Raw genomic sequence first — 14,369 nt, forward strand, 5'->3', positions numbered from 1 at the left:
ATGCGAAGCTGCGTCCCCATCCACTTCTGTCATCGCCCGGCTCGACCGGGCGACCCGGTACGCCGCGGCCTCTCGGTCAAGCTCCACGTCTCTGGAATACTGGATCACCCGCATGCGCGGGTGATGACACCGCGCTGTTTGACATTTTAAATCGCTAAATCGAGGTCCATCCGCGACGTCGTTTCCGGCCATCCGCCGGAACAACCGCGCGGGCCGCTACTTTTCCGTCGGCTCGTTGCTGCCGGCAGCGCTGCGGCTTGCCATCAGGCCGAGTGCGAGGCCGCCCACCGCCAGGATCGGGATCAGCCGCTTGGCGCCGATGGCGCGGACGATCTGCAAGCCGGTGGCGATCACCACCGGGTCGGTAAGAGCGTTGGCCGCAGCAGCCTTGGCGGCCTTCTCGGCCTGCCGCCGCATCTCGCGCTTGCGTACTGTGTACGCTATGGCGGCGATCAGCGTGACCACGAAGAACAGCGCGGCACCGGCAAGGCATGCCTCCACCGGGCCGTAGTGCTGCAGCACGAATACGAAGGCGGCCGCGCACAGGAAGACGATGGTGATGAACAGCGCAGCCGCGACGGCGCCGGCGAGCGAGGTCAGCCGCAGAGCGTTCCCGGCGGATTGCTTGACGTCATCGATCAGCCGCTGAAGCATTGCGATGCCTTGCCCTGTAAAGTGCTTCGACAAACGACGCGGCGGCGCGCCAGCGTCGCCAACGCGCTATGAGGCGTGGTTTGTGCATGATTGCCATCGCTGACCTTACTCGCCGGAAGCCATTGGTCGTTTACCGGCGCCAGGTGAGGCCGATCAGAAAGCCGAGGCCGAGCGCGAGGCCGACAGTCGCAAGCGGCCGCTGCGTGATCACCTCTTCCAGTGTCTCCTCGATCGAGGAGGCTGCATCCTGCGCCGCGCCCATCATCGCGCCGCCGCGCTCCGACATGTCGTCGAGCGCGGATTCCGCGTTGGCGCGCGTCTCGCTGTAGCGGCGGCGGGCCTGCTTGCCGGCATTTCCGGCAAACGAATTGAGCGCTTGGGTGATCTGTTCGGTGAGGGCGGCGATATCGTTCTTCACGGCGGTGACATCCTTCTCGAGACGTTCGTAGGTCGCTTTGTCCGTCATGTTCTTGATCCCAAATGCGCTGTCCGTGCCCGACATCGAAAGCACTCCCGGAAAACCCTGCGTTGAAAAAACGCCGCGCCATCGCCAATGTTCCTGCGGTGAAACCGCGCATTCTCGTTTGACGCGTTCTCTTCACGCGAACCGGTGCCCATTTCGCTTGAAAACGCTTCTAGCCTTCAGGCAATTGCGGAGAATTGACCGGCATCAAATGTTCTTTCACGATGAGCCCGACGATCAAAAGCGGCGACGACAGAAAGGCGCCCATCGGGCCCCATAGCCAGGTCCAGAACGCCAGCGCGAGGAAGACCGCGAGCGCATTCAACGACAGCCGGCGGCCGACGATGGTCGGGGTGATGAAATGTCCTTCCAGGAAGGTCACGACCGTGAAGCAGGCCGGCGCGATCAGTCCGGCAGCGATGGTTGGCAAGGCGATGATTCCGATCACGACCAGCACCACGAACATCGCGACCGGTCCGATGATCGGGATGAAGTTCAGCGTCGCGGCGAGCGCGCCGAGACCTGCCGGGCTCGGCATGCCCGTCATCGCGCAGATCGCCCCGGTGACGATGCCGACGCCGGTGTTGATCACGGTCACGGTCAGCAGGTAGTTGCCGAGATGCGTCTCGAGCTCGTTCAGGATCCGCAGCACACGCAGCCGCGCCTGCCGCTCGCGGAAGGTCATGACCAGCGTGCGACGCAGATCCTTCCAGCTCGCGATGAACAGGATCAGGGTCGCGATGAAAAGCAGGAATTCGGCGAAGGTCGGTGACAGGAATTCCAGCGTCGGCTGCACCCATTCGAACTTCGGGAGCTGGAAGGCGGGGAGCGTCTCGGAGCCGCCGACCATGCTCTGCAGCTCCTGCCAAAGCGCAAGGAGGGGGTCGAACACGTGCAGCTTTTGCTTCAGGATCGCGCCGAGCTCCGGCAACCGCGAGCTCCACTCCACGATCGGCGACGAGATCAGCCCGACCAGGAAGGCAACCGCCGCTCCGACCGCGATCACGAGCAGCACCGCACCGAGCGGGCGCGGGATCCGGTAGCGTTCGAGGAAGCTCGCCGCCGGCGACAACATGGTGCCGATGATGAAAGCCATGGTGATCGGCAGGAAGAATGCGCGTGCCAGATAGAGCACCACAACGACGACGATCACGAGAAGCGCGACCAGCGCGAAGGCCACGACCTCGGCGCGGCGGATCACTGGCGGCCGTTCGGCCTTGCTGTCGGGGACCGGGGTGCCCTCCGGCGTATCGGCGAGGAAACGTTCACTTGGAAGGACGCGCACCAGACCTCTCCCGCGCGGGGATAAACACATCCGCGCCGCGAAGTCGCCCCGCGCGTCGAATTACCAAACGACAACGGTGCATCCGGACGAAGGTTCCATCGCGGAATCGTGAGGCTGCGTGGGTTGACAGTCGCGGCTTTGCGACGATTCGCGGCGGAACCGCATGGCGGCAACGCGCGTTTGTCCGCCATCGCATCACCACGATGCGCATCCCTTCAGGGGCAGCACATGACACAGGAGTCTCTCTTCAGCCGCCGGCTTTCGTCGCGCGCCACGCGCACCCTTGCCCGCACTCTTGCCTTCGCCAGCGTCCTGTTCGTGACGCCATTCATCGCCACCAGCGCGGCCAACGCGCAGGCCAATCCCCGGGCGTTTGGCTACGCGTCGACCCAATCAGGCGCGTTTCCGAGCGACGAGGTGTTGAACGATCCCGCGACCGAGGACGGTGCTCTGCCGGCGCGCTTCCGCCGCACCACCGTCGCGCTCAACACGACCGAGGCGCCGGGCACCATCATCATCGACACCGGCAACACCGCGCTCTATTACGTGCTCGGCGGTGGCCGCGCGATCCGCTACGGCGTCGGCGTCGGCCGCGCGGGCTTCACCTGGTCCGGCGTGCAGAGCATCAGCCGCAAGGCGGAGTGGCCGGATTGGCATCCGCCGGCCGAGATGATCAAGCGTCAGCCCTATCTGCCGCGCTTCATGGCGGGCGGTCCGGGCAATCCGCTCGGCGCGCGGGCGATGTATCTCGGCTCGAGCGAATACCGTATCCACGGCACCAACGATCCGACGACGATCGGCAAGTTCGTGTCGTCGGGCTGCATTCGCCTGACCAATGAGGACGTCACCGATCTGTTCAGCCGCGTCAATGTCGGGACCAGGGTTGTGGTGCTGCCGAAGAACGGGCCGCATGTCGCCGCACGCGAGCTCGGTCCGACGACGACCGAGATCTCGGTGCGCCCGGCTCCGATGCCGCCGCGACCTACGGTGATGACGCAGCGCTCGGGTCGCCAGGCGATGAACATCCCGGTCTCGTCCGCGCTGTATTGAGGATCGGCATGGTGAAATGGAATACCAAGCGGTGGGTGCGCGGGACGGTCGCATTGTTCGGCCTCTCGCTCGCACCCGCCGCGCAGGCCCAGGACTTTTTCTCGGAGCTGTTCGGCGGCCTGATGCAGGGACGCCCGCCGCTCATCCGCGTGCCGTTCGACGACGGCAACGCGCCCGTCGCGCCGCGGGTCGAGCGTCCCCGCTATGGCAGCACTGGCGGCGGCCAGGCCTATTGCGTGCGGACCTGCGACGGCCGCTACTTCCCGATCTCGACCTCCGGCAAAGTGAGCAAGGCGGAGATCTGCAACAGCTTCTGCCCGGCGAGCGAGACCAAGGTCGTCTACGGCAGCAGCATCGACAATGCCGCCGCCGAAAACGGACAGCCATACTCCGAACTGCCCAACGCATTCCGCTATCGCGACGAGATTGTCGCGGGCTGCACCTGCAACGGCAAGGATTCGGTCGGGCTGGCCGCGGTCAAGATCGAGGACGATCCGACCCTGCGCAAGGGCGACATCGTCGCCGGCAAGGATGGGCTGATGTCGGTTGGCCGCGGTGCGGACCGGCGTGGAGCGCAGCTCAACTTCACGCCGGTGCCGGAGCGTATCCGTGCCAGGTATGGGTATCCGCCTGTGGTGGCGCGGGAGTAGCGGACGTCGGTGCCTGCCGGAAGGGTATCTCCAACAAAAAAGCCCCGGCTTCACGCCGGGGCTTGTGCTTGTCACGTTGTCGCGGGCGCGCAAATCAGCCCGCGGCCTTGGCCTCGCGGCGGCGCGCGGTGAGGATGTATTCGGTGTAGCCGTTCGGCTGCTCGCGGCCCTTGAACACGAGGTCGCAGGCGGCCTTGAAGGCGACGCCGTCGAACGAGGGCGCCATCGGCCGGTAGAGCGGATCGCCGGCATTCTGCTTGTCGACCACGACGGCCATGCGCTTCAAGGACTCCATCACCTGGTCCTTCGTGATGACGCCCTGATGCAGCCAGTTCGCCAGATGCTGGCTCGAGATGCGCAGGGTGGCGCGGTCTTCCATCAGGCCGACATCGTGGATGTCGGGCACCTTGGAGCAGCCGACGCCCTGGTCGATCCAGCGCACGACATAGCCGAGGATGCCCTGGCAGTTGTTGTCGATCTCCTGCTTCACGTCATCGGGCGCCCAGTTCGACTGCGACACCGGGATGGTGAGGATGTCGGAGAGCTTGGCGCGTTGGCCGCCCTTGGCGATCTCCTGCTGCCGGGCGATCACGTTGACCTGGTGGTAATGCAGCGCATGCAGCGTCGCCGCGGTCGGCGACGGCACCCAGGCGGTGGTGGCGCCAGCCTGCGGGTGGCCGAGCTTTTGTGTGAGCATGTCCGCCATCTTGTCGGGCGCCGCCCACATGCCCTTGCCGATCTGGGCGTGGCCGGGCAGGCCGTCGATCAGGCCGATGTCGACGTTCCAGTCCTCATAGGCCTTGATCCAGGGCTGCGCCTTCATGTCGTTCTTGCGGATCATCGGACCTGCTTCCATCGAGGTGTGGATCTCGTCGCCGGTGCGGTCGAGGAAGCCGGTGTTGATGAACATGATGCGCTTGGACGCGCGCTGGATGCAGGCCTTGAGGTTGACCGTGGTGCGGCGCTCCTCGTCCATGATGCCGACCTTCAGCGTGTTCTCCGGCAGTCCGAGCATCTTCTCGACTTCGGCGAACAGGTCGCAGGTGAGCTGCACCTCGTCGGGGCCGTGCATCTTCGGCTTGACGATGTAGGCCGAGCCGGTGCGGCTGTTCTTGACCTTGGAGTTGCCCTTGAGGTCGTGGATTGCGAGCAGGCCGGCCACGGCGGCGTCCAGAATGCCTTCCGGAATCTCTTCGCCCTTGGCGTCGAGCACGGCGTCGGTGAACATGTGGTGGCCGACATTGCGCATCAAGAGCAGGCTGCGGCCGTGCAGCTTCAATTCGCCGCCAGCGGGCGTCTTGTAGACGCGGTCGGGATTGAGCGAGCGGGTCATGGTCTTGCCGCCCTTCTCGAAATCCGCCGACAGCGTGCCGTTCATCAGGCCGAGCGTGTTGCGATAGACCAGCACCTTGTCCTCGGCATCGACGGCGGCGACCGAGTCTTCCATGTCGAGGATGGTGGAAATGGCGGCTTCCATGATCATGTCGGCGACACCGGCCGGATCGTCCTTGCCGATCGGATTGTTGCGGTCGATCTTGATCTCGACATGCAGGCCGTTGTTGACGAGCAGGATCGCGCTGGGTGCGGCGGCATCGCCCTGGTAGCCGGCGAACTGCGCGCCGTTCTTCAGCGCGGTGGCACTGCCGCTCTTCAGCTTGGCGGAGAGCTGGCCGGAGACTACGGTGTAGGAGGTGACATCGGTGTGGCTTCCGGTCGCAAGCGGCGCCGCGGCATCGAGGAAAGTCTTGGCCTTGGCGATCACCTTGTCGCCGCGCGCCTTGTTGTAGCCCTTGCCGGACTCGCTCGGATCATGCGGGATCGCGTCGGTGCCGTAGAAGGCGTCGTAGAGCGAGCCCCAGCGCGCGTTCGCGGCGTTCAGCGCGTAACGGGCATTGGTGAGCGGCACCACGAGCTGCGGGCCGCAGATCTTGCCGATCTCCTCGTCGACATTGGCGGTCTCGACCTTGTGGGTCGCCGGCTCAGGCAGGAGATAGCCGATCTCCTTCAGGAATGCGGTGTAGGCGTTGATATCGAAGGCCTTGCCCTTGTGGGCGCGATGCCAGTCGTCGATCTTGGCCTGCAGCGTGTCGCGGACGGCTAGCAGCTCGCGGTTCCGCGGCCCGAGCTTCTGGATGATGGCGGCCAGTCCGGCCCAGAACGCATCAGGCGCGATCCCGGTTTTGGGTGTCGCCTCCTTGGCGATGAAATCGAACAGGACAGGGGCGATCTTCAATCCGTGGGCGTCGACACGAGTCATGATGGGCTTTCTCAAAAGAACCGGGCGTTTCGAGGCCGTTTTCAAGCGAAAACAGCAAAAAACGCGCCAAAGGGCCGCGTTCACGGCCCTTTTAGCCCTAAAAACACGGCTCTGAGAAGGCCCCTTCGTCGCCCGGGCGCGCCGGGCGACGACAGGTCGAAGACGTCAGATATTCGCCGCCAGATCGGTCAGTTCGTCGAACACAATGCCGGTCCTGGCCAACATCCGCTCGATCTCGTCGGTGGCGTCCGCGACCGAGCGGTTCGAGGTGTCGATGGTCAGCTCGTTGCCGGTCGGCGGCTGATAGTCGTTGGCGATGCCGGTAAAGCCCTGCAGCGCGCCCGAGCGGGCCTTGGCGTAATGGCCCTTGGGGTCGCGGGTCTCGCAAACCTCGGCCGGCGTCGCAACGTAGATCTCGCGGAACGCGCTGTCGGCGATGCGACGCGCTGCCGCACGATCGGCTGCCGATGGCGACACCGCGGCGACGATCGCGATATGGCCGTTGCGGGCGAGATGGGTCGCGACCTCGGCGAGACGGCGGATGTTCTCAGCTCGATCCTGCGGCGAGAAGCCGAGATCGCCGTTGAGCCCGGCACGCAGCGTGTCGCCGTCGAGCAGGATCGGCGAGCCACCATTGCCGAACAGCCGCCGCTCCAGCGCACGCGCCAGCGTCGACTTGCCGGAGCCGGGCAGGCCGGTTAGCCAGATCACCGCGCCGTTGTGGCGATAGCGCGCGGAGCGCTCGTCGGGGCGCAGCGCGGATTCGACCGGCACGATGTCGACAGGCACGGCAGGACGGCCGGCGTCGACCGACAGCACGAGGCCGCCGCCGGCGATGCGGCCGTTGACCTCGATCACCAGGCGGCCGGTGCGCGGATTCTCGGTGTAGGGATCGGTGGCGACCGGCTGTGCCAGCGAGATGTCGATCTCGCCGACATGGTTGCGCGCGATCGCCGCATTCTCCTCATTCGACAGCGCGCCGGGATCGATCGCCTTCTCGATCGCGACGACGGTGGCGCGGCTCTCCCTGGTGCCGAGGCGGATCAGGATCTGCTCGCCCTTGGTGAGCGGCTTGTCGTGCAGCCAGAAGATGCGCGCGCGGATGCGGCGGGTGTCGCGCGGGCTCTGTCCGGGATGGCCGATGATGTCGCCGCGTTCGATGAACAGCTCGCGGTCGAGCGTGATGCCGACCGAACGTCCCGCGGTCTGCGGACCGTCCACCGGCGTCACCGGCCAGCTCTCGACCGTCTTGATCCTGGCGATCTTGCCAGCCGGCATGATCACGATCTCGTCGCCCGCCTTGAGGCTGCCGGACTCGATGCGACCTGCGATGATGCGGCGGTCGTCGAACTTGTAGATCGCCTGCGCCGGCAGCCGCAGCGGAAGCTGCGCTAGCGGCCGCGCTGGCTCGAGCGCATCGAGGGCCTCGACGACGCTTGGTCCGGAGTACCAGCCGATCCGCGGGGTATGCTCGGCGACGCCGTCGCCGTCGCGTGCGGAGATCGGGATCACCGCGGACGGTGTAACGCCGAGGCCGATCAGGTGCGCCGAAATCTCGTCGCTGATCTCCTTGAACCTGATGGCGCTGAAATCGACCCGGTCCATCTTGTTGACGACCACCGCAACCTGCTTCACGCCGAGCAGATGCAGCAGATAGCCGTGCCGCCGCGTCTGGTCCCGCACGCCTTCCAGCGCGTCGATGATCAGCACCGCGCCGTCGGCTTGCGAGGCACCGGTGATCATATTGCGCAGGAATTCGGCGTGACCGGGCGCGTCGATCAGCACGACGTCGCGCGAGCGGGTGCGGAAGCGGATCTGTGTGGTGTCGATGGTGATGCCCTGGTCGCGCTCGGTCTGCAGCGCATCCAGCAGGAACGACCATTCGAACGGCATGCCGCGCCGCGCGCTGACCGCCTTCAGCATTTCCAGCTTGCCGTCGGGCAGGCTGCCGGTCTCATGCAGCAGGCGGCCGACGAGAGTGGATTTGCCGTGATCGACATGGCCGACGATGACGATGCGAACCTGCGGCCGCGTGGTGCCGTTGGGCGTTGCCGAAATCGAGGCGGTGGGAAGGATCATGTTCATCGAAACGCTCGCGCCAATGTGAGATCAGAGATAACCGGCGACACGCAGCCGCTCGAACGCATCCTCGGTCTCGTGGTCGAGCGCGCGGCCGGCGCGTTCTGGGATCTTGGTGCCGTCGAGCTCGGTCAGGATTTCGTCGATGTTGGATGCGGTGGATGCGACCGGGAAGGTGATGTCGGCATCGCCCAGCGAGCGATAGCGCTTGCCGTCCCTGGCGAGATAGAGCGGGATGATCGGGATGTTCTCGCGCTTGGTGTAGGCCCAGATGTCGGCCTCGGTCCAATGCAGGATCGGATGAATGCGCAAGTGCGCACCCTGTGGCGGCGAGGCATTGAAATGATCCCAGAATTCCGGCGGCTGGTCGCGCACGTCCCATCCACCCTCGACGGCGCGCGGCGAGAACACGCGCTCCTTGGCGCGCGTCGCCTCCTCGTCGCGGCGGATGCCCGCGATCAGTCCGTCAAAGCCGTGCTTGACCAGCGCCAGTTTGAGGCCTTCGGTCTTGCGCGCGGCGGAGCGCGCGGCCGGCGGCAGGGTCGGATCGACGCTGTCGATCGGCGGGCAGGGCTCGACGCGCAGGTCGAGGTCCCATTCCTTTCCGAAGTGATCGCGGAACGCATACATCTCCGGAAACTTCTTGCCGGTGTCGACATGCAATGCCGGGAACGGGACGCGGCCGAAGAACGCCTTCCGTGCCAGCCAGATCATCACGTTCGAATCTTTGCCGAGCGACCACAGCAGGGCGAGCTTCTTCAGCCGCGCGAACGCCTCGCGCAAAATGTAGATGCTCTGCGCCTCGAGCTCGTCGAGGTGATCCATCGTCGGCGCATCCCGCCCGGCCGAAAAATTCGGCACGGAAGATGCTTTCGGAAGGGCTGCGGGCCGCGATCCGGCGGCGGCGGATTCGTTGTCGAGAAGATGCATCTATCGGCCCTTGGCCCGTGGGGGTGAAAATTCTAAAGTTGCGCCGCAATAGAGAAGAAATAATTTTCTCTTTATCGGCCTTGATCGAGAGATAAATAGAAAATAATTTCAGTCAACCCCCAAGTTGGGGAAGCGAGTGTCTGATGCGATACCTGCCCGTCTTTTTGGATCTGCAACGCGGCAAAGTGCTGCTCGTCGGAGCTGGCGAGCTTGCGCGCGCCAAGTTGCGCCTGCTCGTGGCTGCGGGCGCCGACGTCCGCTGGTATGCGACCGACGGCGATCGTGATCTCGCGGGCCTCGCAGCAGGCGAAGCGGCGCGCATCGAACGCGTCGAGGGTGATCCGCTCGCCGCCGATCTCTCCGATGTCATCGCCATTCTGTGCGCCGGTGCGGGCGACGTCGGCGTCGCGATGTCGGCACGTGCGAAGGCGGTTGGCCTGCCGGTCAACGTGATGGACGACCTCGCGCATTCCAGTTTCATCTTCCCGGCGATCGTCGATCGCGGCGATGTCGTCGTTGCGGTCGGGACCGGCGGCGCGTCGCCCGTGGTGGCTCGCCGCGTGCGCGAGCGCATCGAGGCGGTGCTGCCGGCGCGCATCGGCGATCTCGCCGGTTTCATCGGGCGCTTCCGCAAGTCGATCCACGCCCATATTCCTGAGTTTTCGCTCCGCCGCCGCTTCTGGGAGCGCATTGTTGACGGTCCGATTGGCGCACTCGTGCTGGCCGGCCGCAACGACGAGGCCGAGCAGGCGCTGACCGCCATCGCCGATCCCGCCGCATTTGCCGGCGCGAATAATGAAGGACAGGCCGAGGGCCATGTGACGCTGGTCGGCGCCGGTCCGGGCGATCCCGATTTGCTCACCGTCAAAGCGCTGCGCGCGCTGCAGGACGCCGACGTCGTGTTCTACGACGAGCTGGTGTCGCCAGAGATTCTGGACCGGATCAGGCGCGATGCCGCGCGCATTCCGGTCGGCCGCCGTGTCGGCAAGCCCGGCATCGGCCAGGACGCCATCAACAAGCTGATGATCGAGGCTGCGAAGTCGGGCCAGCGCGCGGTGCGGCTGAAGGGCGGCGATCCCTTCGTGTTCGGCCGCGGCGGCGAGGAGATCGAGGCGCTGCGCGACGCCGGCATTGCCTTTTCCGTCGTTCCCGGCATCACGGCCGGCCTCGGCGCTGCTGCGCAGTTCGAGGCACCGCTGACCTATCGGCACGAGGCGCTGCGCATCACCTTTCTCACCGCGCACAAGGCGCGCGACGCTGAAGTCGTCGATTGGTCGGTGCTGACCGACAGGAAGATGACTGTCGTCGTCTACATGGGCACGACCGCGGCGCCCTCGATCCGCGCCGGCCTGCTCGCCGCAGGGCGCTCGCCGGAAACGCCGGTCGGCGTGTTCGCGCGCGTGACGCGCCCGGACGCCAAGGCCGCGGTCGGCACGCTCGCGCGGCTGCCCGAGCTGGTCAAGAAAATCGATGGCGGTCCCGCCATCCTCATCATTGGCGACGTGGTCGCGCATTCCGCGCCCTGGCGTCAATCCAACCTCAACCAAGTCATCACAGAACTGCTGGAAGCTGCCCAATGACCTCTCCGCTCGAACAAAAGAAAATCAGGATCACTGGGCCGTCGGTGGTGACCGCCAACCGCACCTGGGACGGCGCCGTGGTGTACCGCACCGCGCAGAAGGGCTGGTCGACCGATCTGCCCGACGCGGCGATCGTGAGCACGTCCGACGATGCACGTGCCCTGCTGGCCGACGCGGTGGCCGACGATGTCGGCGCGGTCGGCGCCTATATCGCGCCGGTCGAGCTCAAGGACGGCGGCAAGATCAAGCCCGGTAATCTCCGCGAACACATCCGCGCCAAGGGCGTCACCATCGACCTCCGGGTGCCGGCGTAAGGTTCATCGATCATGTATGCATATGACGAACTCGACCGCACGCTCATCAACGAGCGCGTTTCGGAATTCCGCGACCAGGTGAAGCGCCGCCTCTCCGGCGAGCTCACCGAGGACGAATTCAAGCTGCTGCGGCTGCAGAACGGCGTGTATTTGCAGCTGCATGCCTACATGTTCCGCGTCGCGATCCCCTACGGCACGCTGTCGTCGAAGCAGCTGCGCCGGCTCGCCCATGTCGCGCGCCGCTATGACCGCGGCTACGGCCACTTCACCACGCGGCAGAACATCCAGTTCAACTGGATCAAGCTCGCCGAGCTGCCGGATGCGCTCGCCGATCTCGCCGAGGTCGGCATCCATGCGATGCAGACCTCCGGCAACAACATGCGCAACGTCACCTCGGATCAGTGGGCCGGCGTCGCGCCGGGCGAGATCGAGGATCCCCGCATCTGGTCGGAGCTCTTGCGCCAGCACACCACGCTGCACCCGGAGTTCTCGTTCCTGCCGCGCAAGTTCAAGATCGCGATCACGGCCTCCGAGCATGACCGCGCCGCGATCAAGATTCACGATATCGGCCTGCGTCTGCACAAGAATGCCGACGGCGAGACCGGCTTCGAGGTGCTGGTCGGCGGCGGCCTCGGCCGCACGCCGTTCATCGCCAAGTCGATCAAGCCGTTCGTGCACGGCCGCGACATTCTGAGCTATGTCGAGGCGATCCTGCGCGTCTACAACCAGTACGGCCGCCGCGACAACATCTACAAGGCGCGCATCAAGATCCTGGTGCACGAGCTCGGCATCGAGAAGTTCGCGCGCGAGGTCGAGGAGGAATGGCAGCAGATGGGCGATGTCGGGCTCGCGCTCGATCGTGCCGCCATCGAGGAAGTCCGCTCCCGCTTCTCCTATCCGACCTACGAGAAGCTGCCGCACATGCCGGACGAGCTGAAGCGGGCCGCGGCTGATCCGCTGTTCGAGCGCTGGCGCAAGAATTCGGTGGCGCCGCACAAGGTGCAGGGCTATTCGATCGTGACGCTGTCGCTGAAGCCGGTCGGCGGCCCGCCCGGCGATGCCACCGCCGAGCAGATGGACGCGATCGCCGACCTCGCCGACAGATATTCGTTCGGAGAAATTCGCGTCGGCCACGAGCAGAACCTGGCGCTGCCGCATGTCGCCAAGCGCGACCTGCCGGCGCTGTTCAAGGCGCTCGACCGGCTCGGCCTCGCCACGCCGAACGTCAACCTCGTCACTGATATCATCGCCTGCCCCGGGCTGGATTACTGCTCGCTGGCGAACGCCCGCTCGATCCCGATCGCGCAGGAGCTGACGCGCCGCTTCGCCAACCATGACACCGCCGACCTGATCGGCCGGCTGCACATCAACATCTCCGGCTGCATCAATGCCTGCGGCCATCACCATGTCGGCCATATCGGCATTCTCGGCGTCGAGAAGAACGGCGAGGAATTCTACCAGATCACGATCGGCGGCCGCGCCGACGAGAACGCGCAGATGGGCACGCTGATCGGCCCGGCCGTTCCGTTCGCTGAAGTGGCTGACGTGATCGAAGACATTGTTGAAGCCTATCTCGCGCTGCGCGACCGTCCCGAGGAATTGTTCGTCGATACGGTGAAGCGTCTGGGCGTCGAGCCTTTCAGGGAGCGCGTCTATGCCACTCGTTAAGAACGGACGGATCACCACCGATCTCTTCGTCCATGTCGCCGACGGCGCCGAGCTGCCGGGCGACGGGGCGATTCTGGTCACGGCGGAGCGGTTCCTCACCGATCCGGAGGCGCTGCTGCGCCGCTCCGGCAAGACCGGCGTGGTCTGGCCGAACAACCGCGATCTCGACGAGCTGGTGCCGTATCTCGATCGTCTCGCGGCGGTCGCGCTGGTGTTCCCGACCTTCCGCGACGGCCGCGCCTACAGCCAGGCGCGCCTGTTGCGCGAGCGTCACGGCTATGACGGCGAGCTGCGCGCCACCGGCCAGGTGCTGCGCGACCAGTTCGTGTTCATGACACGCGCCGGCTTCGACGCCTTCGAGGTGAAGAAGGAGGCGGACGCCGATGCCTTCGCCGAGACCATGAAGCGTTATTCGGTGTTCTACCAGCCGACCGGCGATGGCCGCGTCACCGCGCTCAACCGCCGCATGCAGCTCCGCCACTCGGAGAGTGCTGGCCAGTGAGCATCGTCGCACCAGAGTTGACGTCGCCGCAGCCCGGCACGTTGCCATCAGCCGATGCGCTCAATCAAGCGCTGCGCGCGGCCTCGCCCGCCGAGGTGATCGCCACCGCGCTGAAGACAGTCGGCCGCGAGCACTTAGCGCTGGTGTCGTCGTTCGGCACCGAGTCCGCCGCGCTGCTCAAGGTGATGGCGGATGTCGATCCGTCGATCCCCGTTGTGTTCCTCGATACCGGCTGGCTGTTCGAGGAGACGCTCGCCTACCGCGACACGCTGATCGCAACGCTCGGCCTCACCGATGTGCGCTCGATCAAGCCGCTCGAAGAGACGCTGTCGCGCGAGGATCCCGACCGCGAGCTGTGGTTCACCGATCCCGACGCTTGCTGCCGGATCCGCAAGGTCGAGCCGTTGGCGCGGGCGTTGAAGCCGTTCTCGGCCTGGATCAATGGCCGCAAGCGGTTCCAGGGCGGTGCCCGTGCCGACATCCCGGTCGTCGAGGACGACGGCGCGCGGCTGAAGTTCAACCCGTTCGCCAACGTCTCGCGCGAGGAGATCGAGGCGATCTACACGCTCGGCAAGCTGCCACCGCATCCACTTGTCGCATCGGGTTATCTCTCGGTCGGGTGTATGCCTTGCAGCAGCCGGTCCGCACCCGGTGAGGATGCACGTGCCGGCCGCTGGCGTGGCCGGGCGAAGACGGAATGCGGCATCCATACGGCCAAGATTTCGTAGAGCATGATCCGGACCCGGAGGGCCGCGCTCGCGCAAAGTGTGAAGCGGTTTTGCCTCGCGACAAACACAAAGCGTTTGCGCGGAGATCATGCTCAAACGAAGCGTCACACGACAAAGACTTCGCAGCGCGACGGCTCCGTAGCACAGCTGCGCTGCGCGGCCGCAAACAATGAAAAGCGGTTTCGTTGACTTAGGGCCACTTCACCGCG

Annotated in this window: 13 protein-coding genes; 7 read left to right on the top strand and 6 right to left on the bottom strand. The window is 65.6% G+C overall.

What is annotated here, in order from left to right:
* Window positions 1-216: 216 nt before the first annotated feature.
* From MTX19_RS04750 to MTX19_RS04760, 3 genes are all read right to left on the bottom strand, one after another.
* Window positions 217-654 carry a hypothetical protein gene (locus tag MTX19_RS04750; RefSeq protein ID WP_280974209.1) on the bottom strand — a complete coding sequence of 146 codons (438 nt, stop codon included), beginning with the start codon at window positions 652-654 and terminating at the stop codon, window positions 217-219.
* 130 nt (window positions 655-784) lie between these two features.
* Entirely contained in the window at window positions 785-1,156 is a 372-nt protein-coding gene (locus MTX19_RS04755; RefSeq protein ID WP_280982637.1) for a DUF883 family protein, read from the bottom strand.
* Window positions 1,157-1,289: 133 nt separating this feature from the next.
* Window positions 1,290-2,402 carry an AI-2E family transporter gene (locus tag MTX19_RS04760; protein WP_280974207.1) on the bottom strand — a complete coding sequence of 371 codons (1,113 nt, stop codon included), beginning with the start codon at window positions 2,400-2,402 and terminating at the stop codon, window positions 1,290-1,292.
* Window positions 2,403-2,630: 228 nt separating this feature from the next.
* Between MTX19_RS04760 and MTX19_RS04765 the strand changes: the two genes are divergently transcribed.
* Together MTX19_RS04765 and MTX19_RS04770 are read left to right on the top strand one after the other, a co-directional pair.
* Window positions 2,631-3,452, top strand: a complete 822-nt coding sequence (locus tag MTX19_RS04765) for a L,D-transpeptidase (protein ID WP_280982638.1) — start codon at window positions 2,631-2,633, stop codon at window positions 3,450-3,452.
* Between the two features lie 8 nt (window positions 3,453-3,460).
* Window positions 3,461-4,102, top strand: a complete 642-nt coding sequence (locus MTX19_RS04770; RefSeq protein ID WP_280982639.1) for a DUF2865 domain-containing protein — start codon at window positions 3,461-3,463, stop codon at window positions 4,100-4,102.
* A gap of 94 nt (window positions 4,103-4,196) precedes the next feature.
* Here MTX19_RS04770 and MTX19_RS04775 read toward each other — a convergent pair whose 3' ends face one another.
* From MTX19_RS04775 to cysD, 3 genes are all read right to left on the bottom strand, one after another.
* Window positions 4,197-6,359 carry a malate synthase G gene (locus MTX19_RS04775; RefSeq protein ID WP_280982640.1) on the bottom strand — a complete coding sequence of 721 codons (2,163 nt, stop codon included), beginning with the start codon at window positions 6,357-6,359 and terminating at the stop codon, window positions 4,197-4,199.
* Between the two features lie 165 nt (window positions 6,360-6,524).
* Complete coding sequence (cysC, locus tag MTX19_RS04780) at window positions 6,525-8,444, bottom strand: adenylyl-sulfate kinase (protein ID WP_280982641.1); 1,920 nt, start codon at window positions 8,442-8,444, stop codon at window positions 6,525-6,527.
* A 24-nt stretch (window positions 8,445-8,468) separates the two neighbouring features.
* Window positions 8,469-9,263, bottom strand: a complete 795-nt coding sequence (gene cysD / locus MTX19_RS04785; protein ID WP_280982642.1) for a sulfate adenylyltransferase subunit CysD — start codon at window positions 9,261-9,263, stop codon at window positions 8,469-8,471.
* Window positions 9,264-9,511: 248 nt separating this feature from the next.
* On the opposite strand from cysD, the gene cysG reads away from it, so the two are divergent.
* Genes cysG through MTX19_RS04810 form a run of 5 tightly spaced genes read left to right on the top strand, consistent with a single transcriptional unit; the run spans window position 9,512 to window position 14,160 of the window.
* Entirely contained in the window at window positions 9,512-10,948 is a 1,437-nt protein-coding gene (gene cysG, locus MTX19_RS04790; RefSeq protein WP_280982643.1) for a siroheme synthase CysG, read from the top strand.
* Entirely contained in the window at window positions 10,945-11,262 is a 318-nt protein-coding gene (locus tag MTX19_RS04795) for a DUF2849 domain-containing protein (protein ID WP_280982644.1), read from the top strand. Before cysG ends, MTX19_RS04795 begins: the two co-directional genes overlap by 4 nt.
* Before the next feature lie 12 nt (window positions 11,263-11,274).
* A complete protein-coding gene (locus MTX19_RS04800) occupies window positions 11,275-12,930 on the top strand; it encodes a nitrite/sulfite reductase (RefSeq protein ID WP_280982645.1) in 1,656 nt (551 codons plus the stop codon).
* Complete coding sequence (locus MTX19_RS04805; RefSeq protein ID WP_280982646.1) at window positions 12,917-13,432, top strand: DUF934 domain-containing protein; 516 nt, start codon at window positions 12,917-12,919, stop codon at window positions 13,430-13,432. The genes MTX19_RS04800 and MTX19_RS04805 overlap by 14 nt, the downstream gene beginning before the upstream one ends.
* The gene (locus MTX19_RS04810) at window positions 13,429-14,160 is read left to right on the top strand and encodes a phosphoadenylyl-sulfate reductase (protein ID WP_280982647.1); all 732 of its coding nucleotides are present in this window, start codon (window positions 13,429-13,431) and stop codon (window positions 14,158-14,160) included. The genes MTX19_RS04805 and MTX19_RS04810 overlap by 4 nt, the downstream gene beginning before the upstream one ends.
* Window positions 14,161-14,369: the final 209 nt, after the last annotated feature.

The sequence above is a fragment of the Bradyrhizobium sp. ISRA464 genome, assembly GCF_029910095.1.
Classification (GTDB): domain Bacteria; phylum Pseudomonadota; class Alphaproteobacteria; order Rhizobiales; family Xanthobacteraceae; genus Bradyrhizobium.

Excerpts from the sequence above, each read along its gene's own strand:
- MTX19_RS04750 (WP_280974209.1), bottom strand. The coding sequence starts at position 654 with ATGCTTCAGCGGCTGATCGATGACGTCAAGCAATCCGCCGGGAACGCT.
- MTX19_RS04755 (WP_280982637.1), bottom strand. The coding sequence starts at position 1,156 with ATGTCGGGCACGGACAGCGCATTTGGGATCAAGAACATGACGGACAAA.
- MTX19_RS04765 (WP_280982638.1), top strand. The coding sequence starts at position 2,631 with ATGACACAGGAGTCTCTCTTCAGCCGCCGGCTTTCGTCGCGCGCCACG.
- MTX19_RS04770 (WP_280982639.1), top strand. The coding sequence starts at position 3,461 with ATGGTGAAATGGAATACCAAGCGGTGGGTGCGCGGGACGGTCGCATTG.
- MTX19_RS04775 (WP_280982640.1), bottom strand. The coding sequence starts at position 6,359 with ATGACTCGTGTCGACGCCCACGGATTGAAGATCGCCCCTGTCCTGTTC.
- cysC (WP_280982641.1), bottom strand. The coding sequence starts at position 8,444 with ATGAACATGATCCTTCCCACCGCCTCGATTTCGGCAACGCCCAACGGC.
- cysD (WP_280982642.1), bottom strand. The coding sequence starts at position 9,263 with ATGGATCACCTCGACGAGCTCGAGGCGCAGAGCATCTACATTTTGCGC.
- cysG (WP_280982643.1), top strand. The coding sequence starts at position 9,512 with ATGCGATACCTGCCCGTCTTTTTGGATCTGCAACGCGGCAAAGTGCTG.
- MTX19_RS04795 (WP_280982644.1), top strand. The coding sequence starts at position 10,945 with ATGACCTCTCCGCTCGAACAAAAGAAAATCAGGATCACTGGGCCGTCG.
- MTX19_RS04800 (WP_280982645.1), top strand. The coding sequence starts at position 11,275 with ATGTATGCATATGACGAACTCGACCGCACGCTCATCAACGAGCGCGTT.
- MTX19_RS04805 (WP_280982646.1), top strand. The coding sequence starts at position 12,917 with ATGCCACTCGTTAAGAACGGACGGATCACCACCGATCTCTTCGTCCAT.